The sequence below is a fragment of the Acinetobacter pseudolwoffii genome, assembly GCF_002803605.1.
Taxonomy (GTDB): domain Bacteria; phylum Pseudomonadota; class Gammaproteobacteria; order Pseudomonadales; family Moraxellaceae; genus Acinetobacter; species Acinetobacter pseudolwoffii.
The window spans coordinates 313641-336489 of record NZ_PHRG01000003.1 but is presented as its reverse complement, the minus strand read 5'-3'; the positions used below and the strand labels follow the sequence as shown (position 1 = coordinate 336489).

17 protein-coding genes and 3 pseudogenes are annotated in these 22849 nt (G+C 45.1%); 14 read left to right on the top strand and 6 right to left on the bottom strand.

Annotated features, from left to right (window positions below; genetic code table 11):
* Nucleotides 1-26 precede the first annotated feature (26 nt).
* A protein-coding gene (locus CWI32_RS08510; RefSeq protein WP_373684755.1) for an IS5 family transposase occupies nucleotides 27-774 on the bottom strand; the annotation gives its coding sequence in 2 pieces (ribosomal slippage) (nucleotides 27-444 and nucleotides 443-774; 750 coding nt in all).
* A 64-nt stretch (nucleotides 775-838) separates the two neighbouring features.
* On the opposite strand from CWI32_RS08510, the pseudogene CWI32_RS08505 reads away from it, so the two are divergent.
* Nucleotides 839-1825, top strand: a pseudogene (locus CWI32_RS08505) (putative bifunctional diguanylate cyclase/phosphodiesterase); the annotation flags it as partial.
* A 24-nt stretch (nucleotides 1826-1849) separates the two neighbouring features.
* Here CWI32_RS08505 and CWI32_RS08500 read toward each other — a convergent pair.
* The 3 genes from CWI32_RS08500 to CWI32_RS08490 form a co-directional block, all read right to left on the bottom strand.
* Entirely contained in the window at nucleotides 1850-3049 is a 1200-nt protein-coding gene (locus CWI32_RS08500; protein ID WP_005170915.1) for an MFS transporter, read from the bottom strand.
* Nucleotides 3050-3066: 17 nt separating this feature from the next.
* Nucleotides 3067-4332: a DcaP family trimeric outer membrane transporter gene (locus CWI32_RS08495; protein WP_005170918.1), complete on the bottom strand. Its 1266-nt coding sequence runs from the start codon at nucleotides 4330-4332 to the stop codon at nucleotides 3067-3069.
* A 227-nt stretch (nucleotides 4333-4559) separates the two neighbouring features.
* On the bottom strand, nucleotides 4560-5858 hold the full coding sequence (locus CWI32_RS08490; protein ID WP_005170921.1) for an MFS transporter: 1299 nt from the start codon (nucleotides 5856-5858) through the stop codon (nucleotides 4560-4562).
* 447 nt (nucleotides 5859-6305) lie between these two features.
* On the opposite strand from CWI32_RS08490, the gene CWI32_RS08485 reads away from it, so the two are divergent.
* From CWI32_RS08485 to CWI32_RS08475, 3 genes are read left to right on the top strand one after another with little or no spacing between them, the layout of a single operon-like run.
* Nucleotides 6306-7079, top strand: a complete 774-nt coding sequence (locus tag CWI32_RS08485) for an enoyl-CoA hydratase (protein WP_005170924.1) — start codon at nucleotides 6306-6308, stop codon at nucleotides 7077-7079.
* A gap of 2 nt (nucleotides 7080-7081) precedes the next feature.
* Nucleotides 7082-8602, top strand: a complete 1521-nt coding sequence (locus CWI32_RS08480) for a 3-hydroxyacyl-CoA dehydrogenase (protein ID WP_100535109.1) — start codon at nucleotides 7082-7084, stop codon at nucleotides 8600-8602.
* Between the two features lie 25 nt (nucleotides 8603-8627).
* Nucleotides 8628-9839 (top strand): 3-oxoadipyl-CoA thiolase, encoded by a 1212-nt coding sequence (locus CWI32_RS08475; RefSeq protein WP_005170929.1) that lies wholly within the window; start codon nucleotides 8628-8630, stop codon nucleotides 9837-9839.
* A gap of 126 nt (nucleotides 9840-9965) precedes the next feature.
* Here the strand turns inward: CWI32_RS08475 and CWI32_RS08470 are convergent, their stop codons facing one another.
* A complete protein-coding gene (locus CWI32_RS08470) occupies nucleotides 9966-10403 on the bottom strand; it encodes a PaaI family thioesterase (RefSeq protein ID WP_005170934.1) in 438 nt (145 codons plus the stop codon).
* A 110-nt stretch (nucleotides 10404-10513) separates the two neighbouring features.
* Here CWI32_RS08470 and CWI32_RS08465 point away from each other — a divergent pair, with 110 nt between their 5' ends.
* The 8 genes from CWI32_RS08465 (at nucleotide 10514) to CWI32_RS08430 (ending at nucleotide 20256) form a co-directional block, all read left to right on the top strand.
* On the top strand, nucleotides 10514-11269 hold the full coding sequence (locus CWI32_RS08465) for a class II aldolase/adducin family protein (RefSeq protein ID WP_100535108.1): 756 nt from the start codon (nucleotides 10514-10516) through the stop codon (nucleotides 11267-11269).
* Nucleotides 11266-12189, top strand: coding sequence for a 2-hydroxyacid dehydrogenase (locus tag CWI32_RS08460; protein WP_100328626.1), 924 nt, complete (start codon nucleotides 11266-11268; stop codon nucleotides 12187-12189). Before CWI32_RS08465 ends, CWI32_RS08460 begins: the two co-directional genes overlap by 4 nt.
* Nucleotides 12190-12224: 35 nt before the next feature.
* Complete coding sequence (locus CWI32_RS08455; protein ID WP_100535107.1) at nucleotides 12225-13013, top strand: enoyl-CoA hydratase-related protein; 789 nt, start codon at nucleotides 12225-12227, stop codon at nucleotides 13011-13013.
* Nucleotides 13014-13024: 11 nt separating this feature from the next.
* Nucleotides 13025-14005, top strand: a complete 981-nt coding sequence (locus CWI32_RS08450) for an NAD(P)H-dependent flavin oxidoreductase (RefSeq protein WP_100535106.1) — start codon at nucleotides 13025-13027, stop codon at nucleotides 14003-14005.
* 211 nt (nucleotides 14006-14216) lie between these two features.
* A complete protein-coding gene (locus CWI32_RS08445; protein ID WP_100535105.1) occupies nucleotides 14217-16019 on the top strand; it encodes an acyl-CoA dehydrogenase C-terminal domain-containing protein in 1803 nt (600 codons plus the stop codon).
* A 129-nt stretch (nucleotides 16020-16148) separates the two neighbouring features.
* The gene (locus tag CWI32_RS08440) at nucleotides 16149-16988 is read left to right on the top strand and encodes an alpha/beta fold hydrolase (protein ID WP_100535104.1); all 840 of its coding nucleotides are present in this window, start codon (nucleotides 16149-16151) and stop codon (nucleotides 16986-16988) included.
* A 12-nt stretch (nucleotides 16989-17000) separates the two neighbouring features.
* The gene (locus tag CWI32_RS08435; RefSeq protein WP_100535103.1) at nucleotides 17001-18497 is read left to right on the top strand and encodes a flavin-containing monooxygenase; all 1497 of its coding nucleotides are present in this window, start codon (nucleotides 17001-17003) and stop codon (nucleotides 18495-18497) included.
* Between the two features lie 76 nt (nucleotides 18498-18573).
* Nucleotides 18574-20256 (top strand): AMP-binding protein, encoded by a 1683-nt coding sequence (locus tag CWI32_RS08430; protein ID WP_100535102.1) that lies wholly within the window; start codon nucleotides 18574-18576, stop codon nucleotides 20254-20256.
* A gap of 71 nt (nucleotides 20257-20327) precedes the next feature.
* Here the strand turns inward: CWI32_RS08430 and CWI32_RS08425 are convergent, their stop codons facing one another.
* A complete protein-coding gene (locus CWI32_RS08425) occupies nucleotides 20328-21551 on the bottom strand; it encodes a CaiB/BaiF CoA transferase family protein (RefSeq protein ID WP_005096893.1) in 1224 nt (407 codons plus the stop codon).
* Between the two features lie 332 nt (nucleotides 21552-21883).
* Between CWI32_RS08425 and CWI32_RS08420 the strand changes: the two are divergent.
* Nucleotides 21884-22336: pseudogene (locus tag CWI32_RS08420) on the top strand (MFS transporter); the annotation flags it as partial.
* Nucleotides 22332-22847, top strand: a pseudogene (locus CWI32_RS08415) (enoyl-CoA hydratase-related protein); the annotation flags it as partial. The pseudogenes CWI32_RS08420 and CWI32_RS08415, both read left to right, overlap by 5 nt.
* Nucleotides 22848-22849 lie beyond the last annotated feature (2 nt).

The window sequence follows — 22849 nt, the reverse complement described above, 5'->3', positions numbered from 1 at the left end:
ATACAAATTTTTGCTAGGGCGTGTCATCAATTAAGCCAAATGATTGTTGAAGCCAGGTAGATCGCTGATAAGAAGTTTTGAGCCAATTTATCATAGCGTGTGGCAATAGCACGATACTGCTTGAGCTTGGCAAAAAAGTTCTCGATCAGATGTCTTGCCTTGTAGAGATTTCGATCATAATCACGCTGATCAATAGAATTACTTTTCGCTGGCATCACAACTTGACCCTTCGCCTCTAAAATTGGATCAATGACTCGATCCCTGGAGTTGTAGGCTTTATCCATAAGCCAGGTCTGGCTCAACGATAAGTCCAGCAACACATCTGAACCGTTTAAGTCATGGACCTGCCCATCAGTGAGATAAAATCCTGTTGGGTTGCCTAAAGCATCAGTACGGGCATGAATTTTGGTGCTTAAGCCCCCTTTACTGCGTCCAATCGCCTGATTTTTTCCCCCCAGCGCTGTGTTGATGAGCACGTACAATGGTGGAGTCTAACATGGCATATTCATTATCACTGTCATGTGACAGTACTTCAAAGACTCTCTGCCACACACCTGTTTTAGCCCAACGACTAAAACGAGTATGCACGACTCTAAAATCACCAAAGCGTTCGGGTAAGTCTCGCCACGGGATACCTGAACGATACCGATACAATACCGCTTCAACAAATAGTCGGTTATCTTTGGCCGTTACTCCAACAGTACCCATTCGTCCAGGTAACAGATCTTTAATCTGTTCCCACTGCTCATCTTTTAATGCATAGCGTTTAGTCATAAAAGTATAATGGGGACAAGGCGGTTTTCCTCAAGCTAATTGATGACACGCCCTAATTGTTTAGTCCCAGCTTTTTATCGTGGATGAATACAAGATTCATTTAAGTGCCAGTATTGGTATTGTTGCAGATGACAGTTCGATTCAGCATTCTTCTGAGCTGATTTATCAGTCTGTTCTGGCGATGCAGGAAGCCAAAAGACAAGGCCGAAATATCTGGCAATGGTATGAAAAAACCAATATGAAACCTGCACCAGAAATAGATTATGCAAATCTGCGTATGGAACTGATGCAAGCGATCAACCAGAAACAGTTTAATCTTTTCTATCAACCGATTATTAATCCTGCAAATGGTCAGGTGACTGGCGTAGAAGCTCTGATTCGCTGGCAGCACCCGCAGCAGGGTTATATTTCTCCTGCGGTTTTCATTCCGCTTGCAGAACGAACAGGGCAAATTATCGGTGTAGGCCAGTGGGTTCTGGAAAAAGCCTGCGTAGATATTGCTGCATGGAACAAGCAGCACAATCGTCAGATCACCGTATCGGTCAATATTTCTCCGCTCCAATTCCGCAGGGCAGGTTTCCTGCAAATACTTAAACATGTCCTTGCAAGCAGTCAATTGCCTCCGGAACTGCTCAAAATTGAGATTACCGAAGGGGTGATTATTAATGGCGCAGATCGCACCATTGAAATTTTGAAAACGGTACGTGCTTTAGGTGTTCAAGTCGCGATTGATGACTTTGGGACCGGCTATTCAAGCCTGAGTTATCTACGGCGCCTGCCGATCAACCAGATCAAGCTAGATCGGAGTTTTATCGAGGAACTGACACTGGATGATCAGAATGCTGCAATTGTTCAATCCATCATTCATCTGGCCCATCAGCTTGATTTAGATGTTGTGGCTGAAGGTGTGGAAACCTTGAATCAAGCCCAATTACTTTATCAACAAGGCTGTGATTTACTACAAGGCTTTTTTTATGCGAAACCTGCGCCTTTAACTGAATTAAAGCCTCTTTATTTATCCATGGAATCTGATCATCCGCAAAGAAATTAAAAATTCAAGGTGAAAGTACAGTGATTAAGGTCTGGGCTGGATATTCACCAAATTGTGTTTTTGATTCAGGTCATAATAATTAATTACAAACATCAGCAAGGCAAATAGAAAACCGAGTGCTACACAGGCCGGCCAGCCATAGATTTTCCATAAACTTAAAGACAGAAATGCACCAAGCCCGGCACCAGAAAAATAACAGGTCATGTAGATGGCATTAATACGCGAGCGGGCTTGGACTGAAAGCCGATAGACCAGATTCTGGTTGAGTACATGTAAAGATGAAATGCCAAAATAGGCAATCATCAGGCCCAGAATATATAACCATAAACTGCGCTGTGCAAAAGCCAGAGGAATCCAGGCCAAAATCAGTCCAGCTGTCGCGAGCTGTGCCAGCCACTTCTCCCGATGGCGGCCAATCATTTTCCCCGTCCATTGTGAAGACCAGATCCCGATTACCCCCACGACGCCCATCAGACCAATCTGGAAGTCATTAAAATGGTAGGGTGCTTCTGCCAGAATAAAAGTCATGGTGGTAAAAATGATGCTCAGCATTCCAAAACCCAGACCGCCGATAAGACTCCGTCGCATCAACATCGGTTCGGTCTTGGCAAAGGTAAATAAGGAATAATAGATCTGTAAAATGCTCATCTGTAACTGGCTTTTCGCTTTGGGTAACTGATACCACATCGCAATACTTAAAAGTAAAATGGCGCAACCACTTAATAAGTACACGGCATGCCAGGACCATAAGGTAGAAATCATTCCTGATACAGTTCGGGCAAACAGGATACCGACCAGAACACCACTCATCAGCAGACCCACCACTTCGGCACTTTTTTCACGCTGCGATAAATTGGCGGCAAAAGGAATCAGAATCTGGGTGCTAATAGAACAAAATGAGGCAAGCAGGGTAAAGCCATACAGCATCTGCAAATTACTGCTGGCAGACAGTCCGATCAGTGCCAGGCCGGTACAGCACATCAGGCTACAGATATATAAACGCTTTTCAAATAAATCACCCAGAGGCACAAACAAAAACAGACCGGCTGCATAGCCAATCTGAGTCAGGACCACTGTCCAGCCAGACTGCGCCACACTTATATTTAAGTCCTGGGCAATCGAATAAATTAAGGGCTGGTTAAAGTAATTACAACCTGCGCAGAGCGCGCAGGTCATGGCCATCATAAACATGAAACGGCGTGAGGGTTGCCCTTGGGCTGACATCCTTGTCTCCTCAGACTTTAGAAGCGATAGGTCGCTGATAAATTTACCCGTGAAATATCAGCTTCTTTGGCATCAAAGGTTTCGCGTTTACCATGATGATATTCCGCGCCCAGATTGATATTCGGAACTGGAGAATAAATCACATTGGCCACATAGTCGGTTAAGCGTTTATTACTTTCCGGATTTGCTCTTGCATATTCACTTGAGTCATCAAAGTCGACCAGACTGCCGGAAATGCTGCTCCGCCATTTTGGTGTGAACTTATGGGTAAAGCCGATATTCAGACTGTTAAATGAATTCAGTAAAAGTTCATCATTCGCAGTATCAACTGAATAATCACCACCCCAGGCTGCGCCATCGGCGGTCGAGCCCTGAACTAAATAGGCCGCAATCCGCTGATCCCCGACGATATGAAAATAATTGCCCTGAACCGAGTTTTTATCATCAATAAGGTAGCGTCCACCAACGCCCACGCCCCAGCCGATTTTATTAATATCACCTGTATCCGTTTGAGCCTGCTTTTCATTGACAAAGCCTTGTGCCAATAAATGTAAGGGACCAGACTGATGCACATATTTGCTGGTGAATGCCGGTAAGGCAGATGAGCGGTCGCCACTTGCCATATATTCCAGGCCGACATTCCAGGTATTTTCCGGATCAAGTTTGAAAGCATAACTGACTTGAGGCGTACGCAGAACCGAACCGCCGAGCAGTAAACTGTAGTCTACTGCTTCTGTACTGATTTCAGGTGTAGACATCAGTGACCAGGCCTGACCAAAAGTCCAGTTATAATATTTAAAATGGGCATGACGAATGCGTAATCCGCCATCACCTTTACCATTATTGGTCCAGAAGTCAGCTTCTACACGTGCCGATACATTTGGATTACCACCAATATCTTTGGCCAGAAAACCAATCCGGCTGGCTGCTAAAGTGAAATCTGAACGTACCGAATCCGGTTCAGTAAAAGGTACTTTATTGATCTGGTTAATGGTACGGCCACGCGTTTCGGTAGTGCTCTTAAAATCTACTGCGCCATCCAGACGGATCAAGCCATAAACATCGACATTATCAAGCATTGAACCTAAAGTCTTGGAGTCTGCAGTTTTAGTTTGTTCCTGTTGGGCTTTTAAGGACAACTGGGCTGCTTTTTGTTGTTCCAGCTCAGCCTGAATTTGCTTTAATTGCGTTTCTAAAAACTCGATACGATCAGGAGAAACCTCTGCTGAAAATGCCTGTGCTGATGCGATACTGCACAGCGTAACTAATACTATTTTTTTCATTTCTTAATCCCTAAAGAAATTTTCAGATGTAAATAAGGAAAGCGCTTTCCTTTTGATTGCCTTAATTTTTAAATTTAAATAAAGGTGATTTTGACTTTCGAAGCATGAATATCGTGCTCGTCAAATGAGCAATATTCTGTTCAGCTAACAACAGATATTGGCTTGCAAGGTCAAAAAAGATGAAGTGTGAGGAGGGTGGTTTGTTGAGCCGCCCTCCAGGTGGTCAGTTATTCTGCTTTTTGTGGATCGTATAAACGGTCTTTAATAAACAGGGCAGGAATCAGGCCACACAGGAAATAAGCTGCACCCATCACCATCAGGCCGGTTCCGATTGAACCATGCATCGCCAGATAACCGATGGTGATTGGAGCAAAAACAGCACCAATTCGGCCAATATTAAATGCACCGCCTACAGCAGTACCGCGCACCCCGGTCGGAAAGCTTTCAGTTAAATACGTTGCATTAATGGCATAAGGAATACCGTACAGGAAACCGAAGATCAGCATTAAGACACCAATATTTTCAGGGGTATGCAGATATACCACCACTGGAATAAAAATCGCGGTGCCCATGGTGCCAAAAGCAAATACGATGCGGCGGCCAATTTTATCTGCCACATAGCCGGCAATCACTTTGGCAAAGATCATGGTCAGGAAAGTACCGACCATATAAAGGGCCATTTCCTTGAACTTGATGCCTAATTCAGCTTCCAGATATGTCGGTAACCAGTTGCTTACTCCAAAATAACCGAACAGCAGGAAACCGGAACTGAAAGACCACAAGATAAACATTTTGCCATGGGTCTTGTCTTTCAGAATGGTGACATATGGATTGCCTTTTTTGGCATCATTATCCACGATCTGACCCGTACGCTTCATTTCACGGACACGTTTCCATGATTCTGGCTCAGGCACCATAAAGTGCATCAAGACACCCAGTGCCAGTGGTGCAATGGTAATCCAGTACAGCATACGCCAGCCAAACTCGGGAATAATCCAGCCAGACAGCAGGGTAATCACCAGCGAGCCCAAGGTAAAACCGGTCATGAGTGTGGCCAATACTGTGGTACGGTATTTGGTTGGCACATATTCAGACATCAAGGTGTTGCAGGCAATATATAAACAGCCTAAACCCAGACATGAAAGCGTACGCAAAATTGCAAATTCAGTATAAGACTGGGCAAAACCTGAATAGGCAGACAGTAGGGAGAAGGTGATGGTTGCCAGTACAATCACACGAACCCGTCCAAATCGATCACAGGCCCATCCACCGACAAACCCGCCAATCCCCATACCCAATAAAGACCAGCTGCCTAAAGCACCCGCCTGCATCGAGCTTAAACCCCATTCTGCTTTTAAACTAGTCAGGCTGAAAGCCAAAATACCAATATCCGCACCGTCACACAGCAAGATCAGGAAAGCAAAGATAAAAGCTGTAATCCACAGGCGTTTTGGTGCCTGTTTAATGGTGTCCTCGGAAGAGACAGGTGTTTTATTGTCTCCTGTGACGATCGTGTCGCTTGTCATTCTTATATCCTCTATTTATTAAAAACAGCATTCCTATGCTGCCACTACATCCATTTTATTCCTCACGGAAACGTATTTTCCTTGATCTAAGGAGATTGCTTCTGTTTGCCTGAGCCGTATCCACCATCCGGCTGCAGTGATTTTTTCAATTTCCAGGCTGAAAAATCAGCATTTACTGAGGATTTATGTTTCACAAATCAATATTTAGTTTTGCTCTGTGGTTATTTTTTACTTAAATAAACAACCAAATTACATTTAAAATATTTAATTCCGTATTGCGAAATCAATTAATCATAAAATTACTAGCCAAACAAGAGTTTTTACTCTATTTTTAGTAAAAAATAACTTATTAGAGTTTATGGACTAAAAAAACTTGATTTAATGACCTAAAAATCATATGTTTTATACAAAATAAAGTTTCGCTATACAAAATAAATGGAGATTATAATGGAACAGGTCGTTCAAATAGAGCAAATCTCGACGCATGTGGCGATGGTTAAAATTCATCGGCCTGAAGCAAAAAATGCCTTGAATACAGAAGTACGTCAGAAACTTGCTGCTGCTTTTCTACAGCTCAATGATGATGAAAATATCCGTGCCATTATTCTCACTGGGGGCGAAACAGACTTTGCCGCAGGGGCCGACCTGAAAGAATTAGCGACTGCTGAAACTATCCAGATGATGCAGCGCCGTACTGAACGTTACTGGCAGGCTATTGCCCAGTGTTCAAAACCGGTGATTGCCGCTGTAAACGGATATGCACTGGGGGGTGGCTGTGAACTGGCAATGCATGCTGACATTATTATTGCCGGAAAAAGTGCCCAGTTCGGTCAACCGGAAGTGAAAGTTGGCGTGATGCCGGGTGCAGGTGGCACTCAACGTTTATTCCGTGCAGTGGGTAAATTTCATGCCATGCGCATCATCATGACCGGTTGTCTGGTACCTGCGCCGGAAGCTTATCAAATTGGCCTGGTCTCTCAAGTGACCGAGGACAATGAAACCCTTGCCACTGCCATCAAGATGGCCGAAGGTCTGGCAAAATTACCGCCAATTGCCTTGGAGCAAATCAAGGAAGTGGCATTACTGGCCGAAGATGTGCCGCTCAATGCCGGACTTAGCCTGGAACGTAAGTCTTTCCAGATGCTGTTTTCTTCAGAAGACCAGAAAGAAGGCATGCAGGCCTTTATTGAAAAACGTAAACCGAATTATCAGGGACGATAAGCATGAGCATTCAAATTCAGAAAATCGGTATTATTGGTGTCGGCACCATGGGTGCAGGCATTGCCCAGATTGCCATTCAGTCTGGGCATGATGTGGTGTTATTTGATGCCAAAGCCGGTGCAGCCGAACAGGCGCAGGAAAAACTGGCTAAAACACTGAATACACTGGCCGATAAAGGCAAGTTTAGCCACGAAAAAGCAGCTGAAGATATTGCCCATTTATCAATCGCGCAGCAGCTAGAAGACTTGAAAGATTGTGATCTGATTGTTGAAGCGATTATCGAAAATCTGGAAATCAAGCAAAAGCTGATGCAGCAACTGGAAGCGCTTGTAAAACCGGAAGCCATTCTGGCATCGAATACCTCTTCATTATCGATCAGTGCCATTGCTGCCAATTGCAGTCAGCCGGAACGTGTGGCCGGCTATCATTTTTTTAATCCGGTACCACTGATGAAAGTGGTGGAAGTGATCGAAGGCTTCAATACCCGCGCTGATATTGTGCAAGCCTTGACTCAATTATCTACCAAGATGGGACATCGCCCGGTCAAAGCCAAAGATACCCCAGGATTTATCATTAACCATGCCGGTCGGGCCTTTGGCAGTGAAGCCTATGCCATTCTGAATGAAAATGTCACGCCATTTTATGAGATTGACCGGATTTACCGCGATGGGATCGGTTTTAAAATGGGACCTTTTGAGCTAGGCGATCTGACCGGTATGGATGTATCGCATCCGGTGAGTGAATCGATTTATCACCAGTATTATGAAGAAGCACGTTACCGTCCAAGTGTGATTACCCGTCAACGCTTTATTGCCAAACAGCTCGGTCGTAAAACCGGTAAAGGCTTCTATGATTACACTTCAGGTAGCAAAGTAGGTGATGTGGCTCCAACACTGGTTGAAAAGCTCGATCACTATCCAGCAGTCTGGCTAGGCACAGAATATAGTGAAGATCGTCAGGCGCTTGAGCAGTATCTGCAACAGTTCAATATTCAGATCGAACAAACTGAAACACCTTCGGCAGATGCCTTAATCTTAATTGCCACTTATGGTGAAGATGCAACTTCAGCCGCTGTCCGTTATCAGGTGACACCTCAGCAAGTGGTCTGCATCGACCTGCTCTATGGTCTGAATAAACATCGCACTTTAATGCCAACTCTTGTGACCAAGCCTGAACTGACTCATGCCGCACAATCGATTTTTAATCTGGATGGCGTGACTGCGAGCACAATTCAGGAAAGTGTCGGCTTTGTGGCGCAGCGTGCTTTGGCGATGATTGTGAACCTTGGTTGTGATATTGCCCAGCAAGGCGTAGCTACGGTAGAAGACATTAACATTGCCGTGAAATTAGGCCTCGGTTATCCGCATGGCCCAATTGAATGGGGTGATGTATTGGGTGCTGAAAAAATCCTGAAAATTCTGGATCGCATGACCGCGATTACCCGTGACCAGCGCTACCGTCCAAGTCCTTGGCTGCGTCGCCGTGTTCAGCTCGGTTTAGCACTTGTCCATAGCACACATTAATTAAAAAGTTAAAGGAATAACATTCATGTTAAATGCATATATCTATGATGGGTTACGTTCACCAATTGGTCGCCATGCAGGAAGTCTGGCAAGTGTCCGTCCAGATGATCTGGCAGCAACCGTAATTAGAAATCTGCTGGAAAAAACCGGTATTCCGGCAGCAGATGTAGAAGATGTCATCTTTGGCAGCACCAATCAGGCCGGTGAAGATAGCCGTAATGTGGCACGTTTTGCAGCATTGTTAGCCGGTATGCCGGTCACTGTGCCCGGACAGACCATCAACCGTCTATGTGCTTCGGGTCTAGGGGCAGTGATTGATTCGGCGCGCGCGATTACCGCAGGCGAAGGTGAGCTGTATATTGCCGGTGGTGTAGAAAGCATGTCACGTGCGCCTTTTGTGATGGGTAAAGCAGAAAGCGCGTATTCACGTGAGGCCAAAATTTATGATACGACCATTGGTACCCGTTTTCCGAACCGTAAATTCACTGAACAGTTTGGCGCACACAGCATGCCGGAAACTGGTGATAATGTGGCTGAAGAATTTGGTATTTCACGTGAACAGGCAGATACTTTCGCCGCTGCATCACAGGCAAAATATCAGGCAGCAAAAGAAGCAGGTTTCTTTGCAGGTGAAATTACTCCAATTGAAGTTTCTCAAGGACGAAAATTGCCGCCTAAACAGGTCACTGAAGATGAGCATCCACGTGCTTCTTCAACATTTGAAGCATTATCCAAGTTAAAACCGCTATTTGAAGGTGGGGTGGTGACTGCGGGGAATGCATCAGGTATCAATGACGGCGCTGCAGCACTGATGATCGGCAGTGAAAAAGTTCAGGAACAGTACGGCTTAAAACCTCTGGCGCGGATCCTGTCTTCAGCCGCGGCTGGGATTGAGCCACGCATCATGGGTGCAGGTCCAATTGAAGCAATCAAAAAAGCCGTAAAACGTGCAGGCTTAACGCTGGACGATATGGACATTATCGAGATCAATGAAGCATTTGCCAGTCAGGTATTGTCTTGCCTGAAAGGTCTGGATGTTGCTTTTGATGATCCGCGTGTCAACCCAAATGGTGGCGGAATTGCGATTGGCCATCCACTGGGCTGTTCGGGTGCGCGTTTGGCTTTAACCGTTGCGCGTCAGTTACAGCGTACCGGTAAAAAATATGCCGTGATCAGCCTGTGTATTGGTCTGGGTCAAGGCTTGGCAATGGTGATTGAAAACCCTGAAGCAGCTTAACCGCTTGAGTTATCACCTTCATGCCATGTATAGATGATATGCATGGCATTTTTTATTGCGCTATTTATATAGATAGAGAAATAAAAATCCCTGCACATGCAGGGAATGTTTAAATCAGTTCAAAGACTATTTGCGTCCAGTCACCAATAAAGTCGCTGAACCAAAGGCATAAACTTTACCTTCTTTATCGACAATCCGGCCTTCTGAAGTGAGTACATTACGTCCGATCCGGATGACTTCACCAATGGCAGTATAGGTTTCACCACTTTTCATGGCTTTCAGCATTTTCACATTCAGATCGATGGTCGAAAAACTTACCCCGGCATCAACCGTCGTATGCACGGCAGCACCGGTCGCACTGTCTAAAACCGTTGCACAAAAACCGCCATGAATCCCACCTTGTAAATTGTAATGGCGCTGATCGGGGCGTACTTCATATTCCACATAGTTCTCACGCACCAACGTTAGACGCATGGGAATAATTTCACTCATGGCTGAACTGGAAATTTCCCCATTCTTGATGGCAGTGAGATATTCAAGTCCGTTTAATTGTGATGTTGGCATAGCAACTCCTTGTAATGATTTATTTCGCCTTATGAAATAATATTCTGTTTTTCTAAAATTATGATATAACAGATAGTGATCAAAATGCTATATTTTTCCAGGATGGAATCATGACAATAAAAACTCTGGTTACAGATGCTGAATGGCAGGCACGTTGTGAGCTTGCAGCGCTTTATCGCATTATTGCGCATTACCGGATGACCGACCTGATTGATACCCATATCAGTTTAAGAGTGCCCGATCAGCCAGACTGCTTTCTGATTAATCAGTATGGCGTCGCTTTTGAAAAAATGCGTGCCTCAACGCTGGTCAAGATCAATCATGCAGGACAGGTCGTAGAAAGCTATGAACAGGACAAGCCGGTGAATATGGCTGGCTTCGTGATCCACTCCGCAATTCACGAAGCATATCCTCATCTGAATTGCGTCATTCATACACATACCGCAGATGGGATAGCCGTTTCTGCCCAGAAACATGGACTTCTGCCAATTTCCCAGCATGCGCTGAAATTTTATCAGCAGTTGGCCTATCACGAGTATGAAGGCGTGGCACTGTCAACAGATGAGCAGGAACGCCTGATTGAGGATTTAGCTGGTCATCGTGCCATGATTTTACGTAATCATGGCCTATTAACGGCTGGCGAAACCATTGCACGGGCTTTTCATGAAATTTATTTTCTGGAGCGCGCCTGTCAGGCACAGGTCAAGGCTTTAAGTGGCGGTGCTGAATTACATTATCCAAGTGAAGACGTGCGGATTAAAACCGCCAAACAGTTCGCCAGTCCGTTGGTAGAACCGATTTTACAGCGTGCCTGGCAGGCTGCTTTATCCCTGATTGAGCATCAATATACGGAGTATGCATCATGATTGTGATTTCCAGTACTGTGCCGAACATTGAAGCCATTCTGGTCAAGTCTTTTCAGAAATATGCCCCTGAGGACAGTTTTTGTACAGTGGACAGCCCGGAAGCAGAGCAGGCGACCACGGCCGCCTGCTGGTTTCCAGATCTGGAGAAATTGCAGCAGCTTCCAAAACTTGGCCTGATCCATTCGATTGCGGCCGGGGTCGAGCATTTAAACTTGAATGAGATACGACCGGATCAAGCCGTGTGCCGGGTACTCGATCCGCATCATCAAAAAGGCATGTTTGATTATCTGCTTTGGGGTGTGCTGTATTTTCAGCGTTATTTTGACCGCATGATTCAGCAACAAAAGCAGCAGCTATGGAAGCAGTATCGTCAGAGTTATAGCCAGCATATCCAGATCGGAATTATGGGCCTTGGGCATATGGGGGCTTATGTAGCAGAACGTTTTGCCGACATGGGCTATCAGGTCTCGGGCTGGGCCAATTCCCCGAAAGAGATTAAACAGGTTAAAAGCTATGTCGGTTCAGAACAGTTGTCCGATTTCCTGGCTCAAAGCCAGATCCTGATTAACCTGTTGCCACTTACAGAAGAGAATACCGGCATTCTATCTACTGAATTATTCCAGCAACTCCCTGAACAGGCAGCTCTCATTCAGGTCGGGAGAGGCCAGCATTTAATCGAACAGGATTTATTGAAGGTGCTGGATTCAGGTCATCTACGAGGTGCAATTGTCGATGTGTTTGAACAGGAGCCACTGCCTGCCGAGCATCCATTCTGGCAGCATGAAAAAATTATCGTAACCCCACATGTGGCCTCACATGCGCCGATGTCGGTAGTGGTGGAACAGATTCTGGAGAATGACCGCCGTTTCAAGCAGGGTCTGGAGTTGTGTCATCAGGTAGATGTCAACAAAGGTTATTAATTGTAGGGATACAGATAAAAATAAGGAGATTGCGAATGTGGGATACGATTCAAACTCAGGTTCAGCAAGGCATCGCGACTTTAAGCTTTAACCGCCCGGAGTCACTTAACAGTTTTAACCGGAAAATGCATGAGGAAGTGCAGCAGGTGCTGAAAAGCTGGAATACAGATCCGGATATACGGGTGATTGTGATTCGTGGCAATGGTCGGGCCTTTTCAGCGGGACAGAACTTAAAAGAACGTGCCGGACAGCTCGGCAAGGTGCCTTTGCCACCACAAGGTTCGCTGGCCAAATATTATAATCCCTTGATTAAGCTGATCCGTGAGAGTCTCAAACCGGTGATTGCAGCAGTAAATGGAGTTGCTGCCGGTGCAGGTGCCAATATCGCGCTGGCCTGTGATCTGGTCATTGCCAAGGAAAGTGCCCGATTTATTCAGGCCTTTTCCAAAATCGGCTTGATTCCCGATGCTGGTGGCACCTGGATGTTGCCACATTTAATCGGTTATGCACGTGCCATGGCACTGACTTTACTCGGTGAACCCTTACATGCCAAAGAGGCTGCCGAAATGGGCATGATCTGGAAAATGCTTCCAGATACAGAATTTGATGTTTATATCGACGATATTACACAGCGACTGGCACAACAGCCGACTTATGCACTGGCTTTAACCAAACAGGCCTTGCAACGCAGTGCTGAAAATACCATCGACCAGCAACTGGAGCTGGAACAAAACCTGCAATATCTGGCGCTAAACAGTCAGGATTATAAAGAAGGCGTCCAGGCTTTTTTCGAAAAACGCCCTGCACAATTTACCGGATGCTAAGGAGAGCTTGCATGAACATTCAGACCCGTATAACCGAGCTTTTAGGGATTCGCTATCCGATTATTCAGGGTGGCATGATGTGGGTCGGTACAGCGGAAATGGCCAGTGCTGTATCTAATGCTGGCGGCTTGGGAACATTAACGGCACTAACGCAACCAACGCCAGAAGCACTGGTCAAGGAAATTGCACGTTGCCGTGACATGACTGATCAGCCTTTTGCGGTGAATCTGACTTTATTACCCGCTGTGAATCCGCCGCCGTATGCCGAATATCGACAGGCCATTATTGAAAGCGGTATCAAGATCGTAGAAACAGCAGGCAATAAGCCACACGAACATATTGAGGCATTTAAACAGCATGGCATCATTGTGATTCATAAATGTACCTCGGTTCGTCATGCACTTTCAGCGCAAAGAATCGGTGCGGACGTGATCTCGATTGACGGTTTTGAATGTGCCGGGCATCCGGGTGAAGATGATATTCCTGGCCTGATCCTGATTCCTGCGGCAGCAGATCAGCTTACTGTACCGATTGTGGCCAGTGGCGGTTTTGCTGATGGTCGTGGTCTGGTCGCAGCATTGGCTTTGGGTGCAGAAGGCATCAATATGGGCACACGCTTTTGTGCGACTCAGGAAGCGCCAATCCATCCGAACATCAAACAGTTTTATGTCGACAATGATGAAAGGGCGACACATCTACTGTATCGGCAGTTTAGAAATACTGCGCGTGTTGCCAAAAATGCAGTATCTGAGCTGGTGGTGAAAATGAGTGAAGATCCAGGTCTGGAGTTTGAACAGATTCGTCCCTATGTCAGTGGTTTAAAAGGCAAGCTTGCGCTGGAAAATGGCGATGTAGATGCGGGCGTACTGACCGCTGGACAGGTGATGGGATTGATTCATGATATTCCGACCTGTCAGGCGCTGATTGACAATATCATGCAGGATGCCGAGCAGATTATTTATCAACGTTTGGCTCAATTTTTCCCGCGCTAGATCATCTAAGCGTTATCACTCAATAAAAAGCCATTCAAGCATGAATGGCTTTTTTTCATGTTGAATATTTTTATTTTTTAAATAGGAAATTTCACAGAATGACTAGATTTTATACTGGGACTTATATTATATTGGATTTAAAACATAATTTCGTATTATGAAATTTTAAGTCATAAATATACAAATTAAAAACTCATGCAAGGGAATTACGATGAGAAATTATATTGCGCCATTAAAAGACATGACGTTTGTGCTGAAAGACCTGCTCAATGTGGAACAGAAATATCAGGGCTATACCAGGTTCGCAGACAAAGTATCGATGGATATTATGGAGCAATATCTGGAAGTCGCTGCCGATTTTTGCCAAAACGAACTGCTACCGATTAATGCCACAGGCGATCAGCAGGGTTGCCGTTTACAAGATGGCGTGGTAACCACACCAGATGGTTTTAAAGCGGCTTATGATAAATATGTGGAACTTGGCTTTACCTCATTAACCGGTGATGAAAAATATGGCGGCCAAGGCTTCCCGACTTTATACCGTATCGCGATTTCAGAAATTATTACCGCGACCAACTGGTCTTGGGGCATGTATCCGGGCCTATCACACGGTGCTATGCGCACTCTGGAACACCACGGAAGCGATGAGCAAAAACAGAAATTTCTGGTGCCTTTAATTGCCGGCCGCTGGACTGGAACCATGTGTTTAACCGAATCGCATGCTGGTTCAGATCTGGGATTAATCCGTACCAAAGCAGTGCCAAATGAAGATGGCAGTTATAGCATCAGCGGTGAGAAAATCTTTATATCTGCCGGTGAACATGACCTGGCTGAAAATATTGTGCATATCGTACTGGCACGTTTACCCGATGCGCCTGCCGGTACCAAAGGTATTTCGCTGTTTATCGTGCCGAAATACAATTTGGATGAAGCGGGCAATGTGGCTTCGCGTAATGGCGTGGTCTGCAGCGCGCTTGAACACAAAATGGGGATTCACGGGAATGCGACTTGTGTACTGAATTTTGACAATGCCAAAGGTTTTCTGATCGGGCCTGAAAACCGCGGCCTGAACTGCATGTTTACCTTTATGAACTCGGCGCGTATTGGTACAGCCATTCAAGGCTTGGCAGCAGCAGAATCTTCTTATCAGGGGGCATTGGCTTATGCCAAAGACCGTCTGGCGATGCGTTCACTTGAAGGTGCAAAAGCGCCAGGCCAGCCTGCAGATCCGATTATCGTACATCCGGCAGTACGTAACATGCTTCTGACTCAAAAGGTGTTTGCAGAAGGTTCACGTGCACTTGCATATTATCTGGCGACCTATGCCGATATTGCTGAAGCCACTGACAGCCCGGAAGAAAAGAAAGCAGCTGAAGACCGTCTGGCATTATTAACCCCAATTGCCAAAGCATTAATGACTGAAACTGGCATAGAAGCGGCTAAACATGGTATGCAGATTTTCGGTGGTCACGGTTATATAGCTGAACATGGCATGGAACAGATTGCCCGTGATGCACGTATTGCCAGCCTCTATGAAGGAACCACTGAAATTCAGTCTATCGATTTACTGGCGCGTAAAGTTCTAGGTTCAAAACTGGGTCTGCTGACCGCATTAACCGATGAAATTCAGGGCTTTGTAAAAGAGCAACAACAACATGTCCAGTTTAGCCAGCAAGTTACACAAGTCAGCCAGTTGACTGAACAATGGCTGGAATTAACCAGAACCATTAAGGCACAGGCTCAACAGTCTGCCAATGAAATTGGGGCAGCATCAGTTGACTACCTATATTTCTCTGGTTATGTCGTGTCCGCTTATCTGTGGCTGAAAATGGCAATTACTGCGCAGCAGAAAATTGAAGAAGGCAATACTGATCCCTTCTATGCAGCCAAGATCAAAACTGCACAATTCTTCTTTGCTCGGATTTTACCAAGAACCGCGACACATACTGCCAATATTCTAGTTGGTGGCGAAAGCCTGTTTTTACTTGAACCTGAAGAGTTCAAATTCGATTAAAGCTTTTGACCCACGATACACGTGTCGTGGGTCTTTTTTTAATAATTTTTGCATCCTAATCCCATTCAAATATTGAGAGTTATTCTTTGGTATTGAATAAACCATAAAACAACAAGATCAGGAGTCTATATGGATTTAGACATGATTACTCGACAGTGTCCTTATGCTGATCGGCAACTTAATTTTCATGAAGTCGGACAGCGTTCTGCATTTCCCACTATTATTCTGATTCATGGTACCGGTGGAAATACCGACAAGCATTTCAGCTATATTTTTCCGATGCTTGGTATTCATCAGCGGGTTTTATCCATTGATTTGCATACCCCGAATAAAGCTGATCTAAAGGTGACTGATTTTAGCCAACAGGTTGAAGCATTGATTCAGCATGCAGTTGCAGAAGATGAAACCATTACAGTGGTCGGCTATTCACTCGGTGCCGTGATTGCTGCACAAGTAGCAGCCAGTTTAAAGCAGCGCGTAGCGCGTTTGATCCTGTTAGCGGGTTGGGCCAAGACCAGCTCGGTGCAACAATTGCGTACCGTCATTTGGCAGCAATTATTTACTGAACAATCTGCGGCCTTGCCTCATTTTGTCAATTATTGCCTGTATAGCGATGATTATCTGTCTGCACGTAGCGAACAGCAGGTGTTGGATCTGGCACGCTTTGTTAAACCTTCACTAGATGCAGCCAAACAGCGTGAACTGAATTATCACATTGATATTACATCGATCTTGCCTGAGATTCATGCAGAGACGTTGATTGTGGCTTGCCGTGAAGACCGCATGGTGCCTGTAGCCCAAGCAAAATTGCTGTTTGCTTCAATTTCGAACAGTCGCTATATCGAAATTTCTTCAGGACATGCGCTCTATATCGAAGCGCCAGCCGAAGTGGTGCAACTGGTCAACCAGTTTAGCCAGCATCCAGAACAATATCCGGTGAATCAAAAAATCCAGCCTTATATGCCTTAAAGGAGATAAATAATGCAAGCTCAAGGACAGCGCAGCAAGATTCTAATTGTAGGCAGTGGTTTTGGTGGTTTGGGAATGGCAATCCGCCTTAAACAGCAGGGCATCCACGATTTTAAAATCATTGAACGTGCAGCAGAAGTGGGCGGCACTTGGCGTGACAATACCTATCCCGGAGTCGCCTGTGATGTACCTTCCCATTTATATTCTTTCTCGTTTATTAAAAATCCCAACTGGTCGCGTGTCTTTCCACAAGGGGTAGAAATTCAGTGCTATTTAATTCAATGCTGTGATCAGGAAAATATCCGGCCCCATATTGATTTTCATACGCAACTGGAAAAGGCTAGCTGGAATGCACGAGAACGAATATGGGAAATTCACACCTCTAAAGGTCTGTATCAGGCTGAGATCTTAATTACCGCAACCGGGCATCTGGCAGATGAGCATCTCCCGCAAATTCCGGGGCTGGAAGAATTTGAAGGCCAGGTCATGCATTCAGCACGCTGGAATCATCAGATAAGTTTGGAGAACCAGCATGTCGTTGTGGTGGGTTCAGGGGCTTCAGCCGTTCAGCTTGTGCCGGAAATTGCCAAAACAGCAAAAAACCTGACCGTCTTGCAACGTAGTGCACCATATATTTTGCCCCGACCAGACCGACCTTATTCTGAGTCAGAAAAACAGCTTTTCCGCAAAGATCCGGACAGTATGTCAGCCTTAAGACATTCCTTGTTTTGGGGCAATGAATACAATTTTGCCCAGCGCCGTAATCTGAAAAGCCAGTTTGAGCGGGTCAAGAAAAACTGCCTGCAATTCTTAAAACATCAGATTTCAGATCCTGAATTACAGCACAAACTCACGCCGAATTATGAACCTGGTTGTAAGCGCTTATTGCTTTCTAATGATTATTATCCAACCTTTTTAAAACCGCATGTCACACTTGAAGATTCAGCATTGGCAGAAGTTACGAAAGACGGTGTATTAAGCCAGGCTGGAAATAAATTTTTTGCAGATATCATCGTATTTGCTACCGGATTTGAAGCGGCACGTCCACCTTATGCCGCGAAGGTGGTAGGTAAACAGGGTTTAAGCCTGGAGCAGCAATGGTCCAGTGGTATGCAGGGTTATCAGTCAACGACCGTACACAACTTTCCAAACCTGTTCATCCTGAATGGGCCAAATACAGGCAGTGGACATAATTCAGCACTTTATTTTCTGGAAACCCAGTTTGATCTGGTGCTGGATGCCTTGCAGTTTTTTGAGCAGCAACAGATTCAGGTCTTTGAAGCAGATCAAGAAGCTGAAAATAGCTATATGCAGGAGCTACAGCAGCTTTCCCAAGGTAGTGTCTGGTTATCGGAAAGCTGTAAAAGCTGGTATCTGGACCCGGTCAGTCGCAAGCTGACTTTGGTCTGGCCTGATTATGCTCATTCATTTAGGGATAAAAATCAGCATTTTATTCGTAGCGGTTATCACTACAAGTATGTTGAATCGAGACAGCAGAAAGTGGTTTAAAAATATTTAATTAAAATCAAAATCTTATGGTTTAAATAATACAAAATAATTGTAAATCCAGGACAGGAGTATAGTCATGAGCAGTCAGCCATGGATGGAAGAATATAAAAAGTGGAATATCAATCCGGAGTTTACCCGGCCAGATCCTGAGAAAACGCTGAGCACGACAATTGCTGAGAATTTGGTGAAATTTCAGGATAAAACCGCATTTATTTATCTGGATCGTAAATTCAGCTATCACGATATCGATATGTATAGCCAGAAACTGGCAAGCTATTTACAGAGTCTTGGGCTGACTGCTGGCAGCCGTATTGCCGTGATGTTACCCAATATTATTCAGTATCCAATTGCGACCTTTGCCATTATTCGTGCCGGTTATGTGCTGGTCAATGTCAATCCCATGTACACCCAGCGCGAGCTCTATCATCAGCTACAGGATTCAGGTGCAGAAGCCTTGATTATCCTGGGGCAGACTTTGGAGCAATTAATAACATTAGATAAATGCCCTGAACTCAAGTATGTCATTTCAACGCATCCGCTGGATTTTATTCAAGAGCAGCCAAGTGCTATTTATAGTCAGGCAGCACAATATCCGGATAAACAATTTTCTGACTTTAGACAGGCAATAAATCAGGTAGAGATTATTGATTTTGCACCGCCTGTACAGCATCAGGAAGATACGGTCATTCTGCAATACACGGGAGGAACCACAGGTGTTTCTAAAGGCGCAGAACTGAGCCATCGCAATATTTTATTTAATATCGCCCAGAACAGTACCGTATTTATCAGTCATTTTACTGACCGCTATGCCGCTGAAAATGAATATGTATTCTGTGCCTTGCCGCTGTATCACATTTATGGATTTACCATCTGCCTGTTCAGTTATGGTCTGAGTCGCGGTTTCGCCAATGTCCTGATTCCAAATCCGAGAGATCTGGATGCTTTGCTAGACCAATATCAGAAACATCCACCGACTGTTTTTCCGGGCGTGAATACCATGTTTAACGCGCTGGGACATCATCCTCGATTTCGTGAGCTGGATCATTCACATCTTAAAACTACCACAGGTGGTGGATCGTCTATTTTAAAAAGCACTGCTGAGTTATGGTATGAAGTCACAGGCTGCCAGATTTATGAAGGTTATGGACTTTCTGAAACATCACCCACCGCGACCTTTAATCCACCGCTGAGCCGACGTTTTAGCGGAACCATTGGTTTGCCACTGGCAGGGACTGAAATCCTGATTTTAAACGATGAGGCCAAGCCGGTTGAGTTTCATCAGGCTGGAGAAATTGCCATTCGCGGACCTCAGGTGATGAAAGGTTACTGGCAGCAACCGGAAGCAACGGCTCAGGCATTTACGAAAGACGGCTTCTTTCTGACAGGCGATATCGGCTGTATGGATGAGCAGGGTTATATCACCATTCTCGATCGTAAAAAGGACATGATTCTGGTGTCTGGTTTTAATGTCTATCCGAATGAGCTGGAAGGCGTACTGTCCAAGCATCCCAAAATACTGGAATGTGCCGTGATCGGGATTGAGGATGAAAAATCCGGGCAGGTACCCAAGGCATTTATTGTGAAACAGGATGCCAACCTGACTCAAGATGAGGTCATGGCTTTCCTGAAACAGCAACTGACCAGTTATAAACTGCCAAAATACATTGAGTTTGTGGCTGGATTGCCAAAGTCTACAGTAGGCAAAATTCTGCGTCGTGAACTGCCTCGTACTGTTCAGTCGAGTGCCAAAGTCTGCTAAAGAATAATCTAATTCATTAGATTTAAAGTAAAAAAGGAATCTAAAGATTCCTTTTTTTATTGCTTGCTAGCTTATCGCTGCTGGATGACTTTTTTGCTTTTCAGCTCATCTATTTCATCCGGGCTTAAAAACTGGCTTAAGACTACATCGGTATCTTCACCTAAACAGGGTGGCGCTTTTTTATACTCTACCGGGGTCTTGGAAAGTTTAATCGGTGAGCCAATCGAGGTGTAATCTTCACGTAAAGTGTGTGGCATCTGGATGACCATCTCACGTGCCAATACCTGTTCTTCTTTCAGAGTCTGCTTCAGGTTATTAATCATACCAACCGGAACTTTGACTGCATGAATCAGATCCACCCAGGTTTGTGCGGGTTGCTTATAGAAATGTGCCTGTAGCACTGTGGTCAGCTCTTCACGATGCATCACCCGTCCTGAATTTTTTAGGAAACGAGGATCTTCGGCGACCTCAGCCAAGCCCACTGCCTGACACAAGGCCTTGAATTGCAGGTCATTGCCACAGGCGATAATAAACTCACCTTGCTGTGCCTTAAACACCTGATAAGGCACAATATTGGCATGCGCATTTCCAAAGCGGCCCGGCACTTTGTCTGAAGTCAGATAATTCATTGCCAGAACGGAGAGGGAAGCCACCTGGGTATCCAGCAGTGCCATATCGATATGCTGGCCTTCACCGGTTTTTTCCCGCGACAATAATGCCGCCTGAATGGCAATTGCAGAATATAAACCGGTGGTCAGGTCAGCAAAAGCCAGACCGGCTTTTTGCGGGCCGCCTCCCGGCAAGTCATCGCGTTCACCGGTGACGCTCATCATGCCACCCATGCCCTGAATAATAAAATCATAACCTGGTTCGTGTGCACGTGGGCCGTTCTGACCAAAGCCGGTAATTGAACAGTACACCAGACGCGGATTTAACTGACTCAGACTTTCATAATCCAGACCATATTTTTTTAGAGAACCCGCTTTATAATTCTCGATGACCACATCACTTTGCTGGGCAATTTTTTTAATGATCTCTTGACCTTCAGGCGTAGACAGATCCACGGCAACTGAATGTTTACCGCGGTTGGCAGAAAGATAATATGCCGATTCATGCGTATCTTCCTGCTTGTCATTTTTTAGCCAGGGCGGGCCCCAGATTCGCGTGTCATCCCCGTGATTAGGTTTTTCAATTTTAATCACTTCGGCGCCTAAATCGGCCAAAATTTGACTGCACCACGGGCCGGCTAAAATACGGCTTAAATCCAGTACGCGAAAGCCTGTTAAAGCACCCATCCTTACACTCCCTGTTTTATTGTATTCAATATCATCTAATTTCTAATCCTCATATCAAAATATCTTAAAATGATTTAATAATCAAATTAGCGATAACTAATTTCGTATAACAAAACTTAATATCAAATATTGTTGAAAATTCAACTTATCTTAATTACCTTGATTGGGCTCGACAGGAACAGCAAAAATAAAAGGAGATCTGAAAATCTCTCAGAGAAACCAAGAAAAACAGGAGCTAAAAATTGTCAGGATTGCATTTGTAGCAACCCGTCTATGTGCAAGATGGCAATTAAAACATCAATACGAAATAAGCAATAACAAGGATATTTACAATGACGGATCTCGCAACAGAATTAGGAAAAATCAAGCCCACGACCAAAAGAACCCAGCAAATTGCCTTTATATTTGCTTTTCTGGCCTTACTGGTCGATGGCGCAGACATGTTATTGCTGTCATTTAGCTTGAACAGTCTCAAAGCTGAGTTTGGTTTAAGCAATTTACAGGCAGGAGCACTGGGAAGTTTCACTTTGGCCGGGATGGCCATTGGCGGATTTATGGGCGGTTGGGCCTGTGACCATTTAGGCCGGGTACGCACCGTGGTCATTTCCATCCTGATTTTTTCTACATTGACTGCGGCACTGGGTTTTACCCAGAATTTTGAACAGTTCGCGCTATTACGCTTTCTGTCTGCATTCGGAATTGGCGCTTTATATATTGCAGCCAATACATTGATGGCAGAATATGTACCTACTGAATATCGGACAACAGTCTTGGGAACCTTCCGCAATGCGTGATGTGCCTAAACCGGTGATCGCTCGTGTACAAGGTTATGCGATAGGTGGCGGTAACGTTTTGGCGACTATTTGTGACCTCACCATTTGTTCAGAGAATGCCATTTTTGGTCAGGTGGGACCGAAAATGGGTTCAGTCGATCCGGGTTATGGCACAGCGTATTTAGCACGTGTAGTCGGTGAGAAAAAAGCCCGTGAAATCTGGTATATGTGCCGTCGCTATACAGGCCAAGAAGCGGTTGCAATGGGTCTTGCCAATAAATGTGTACCTGCAGATCAACTTGATGCTGAAGTACAGGCTTGGGCCGAAGAAATCTGTCGGCGTAGTCCGACAGCCATCGCCATTGCCAAACGTAGCTTCAATATGGATACCGCACATCAGGCGGGGATTGCCGGCATGGGCATGTATGCACTAAAACTGTATTACGACACGGAAGAATCGCGTGAAGGCGTCAATGCACTCAAAGAAAAGCGCCAGCCTGAATTTCGTAAATTTTATAAATAAGG

Excerpts from the sequence above, each read along its gene's own strand:
- CWI32_RS08500 (WP_005170915.1), bottom strand. The coding sequence starts at position 3,049 with ATGTCAGCCCAAGGGCAACCCTCACGCCGTTTCATGTTTATGATGGCC.
- CWI32_RS08495 (WP_005170918.1), bottom strand. The coding sequence starts at position 4,332 with ATGAAAAAAATAGTATTAGTTACGCTGTGCAGTATCGCATCAGCACAG.
- CWI32_RS08435 (WP_100535103.1), top strand. The coding sequence starts at position 17,001 with ATGCAAGCTCAAGGACAGCGCAGCAAGATTCTAATTGTAGGCAGTGGT.
- CWI32_RS08475 (WP_005170929.1), top strand. The coding sequence starts at position 8,628 with ATGTTAAATGCATATATCTATGATGGGTTACGTTCACCAATTGGTCGC.
- CWI32_RS08465 (WP_100535108.1), top strand. The coding sequence starts at position 10,514 with ATGACAATAAAAACTCTGGTTACAGATGCTGAATGGCAGGCACGTTGT.
- CWI32_RS08440 (WP_100535104.1), top strand. The coding sequence starts at position 16,149 with ATGGATTTAGACATGATTACTCGACAGTGTCCTTATGCTGATCGGCAA.
- CWI32_RS08425 (WP_005096893.1), bottom strand. The coding sequence starts at position 21,551 with ATGGGTGCTTTAACAGGCTTTCGCGTACTGGATTTAAGCCGTATTTTA.
- CWI32_RS08450 (WP_100535106.1), top strand. The coding sequence starts at position 13,025 with ATGAACATTCAGACCCGTATAACCGAGCTTTTAGGGATTCGCTATCCG.
- CWI32_RS08490 (WP_005170921.1), bottom strand. The coding sequence starts at position 5,858 with ATGACAAGCGACACGATCGTCACAGGAGACAATAAAACACCTGTCTCT.
- CWI32_RS08470 (WP_005170934.1), bottom strand. The coding sequence starts at position 10,403 with ATGCCAACATCACAATTAAACGGACTTGAATATCTCACTGCCATCAAG.
- CWI32_RS08485 (WP_005170924.1), top strand. The coding sequence starts at position 6,306 with ATGGAACAGGTCGTTCAAATAGAGCAAATCTCGACGCATGTGGCGATG.
- CWI32_RS08460 (WP_100328626.1), top strand. The coding sequence starts at position 11,266 with ATGATTGTGATTTCCAGTACTGTGCCGAACATTGAAGCCATTCTGGTC.
- CWI32_RS08480 (WP_100535109.1), top strand. The coding sequence starts at position 7,082 with ATGAGCATTCAAATTCAGAAAATCGGTATTATTGGTGTCGGCACCATG.
- CWI32_RS08445 (WP_100535105.1), top strand. The coding sequence starts at position 14,217 with ATGAGAAATTATATTGCGCCATTAAAAGACATGACGTTTGTGCTGAAA.
- CWI32_RS08430 (WP_100535102.1), top strand. The coding sequence starts at position 18,574 with ATGAGCAGTCAGCCATGGATGGAAGAATATAAAAAGTGGAATATCAAT.
- CWI32_RS08455 (WP_100535107.1), top strand. The coding sequence starts at position 12,225 with ATGTGGGATACGATTCAAACTCAGGTTCAGCAAGGCATCGCGACTTTA.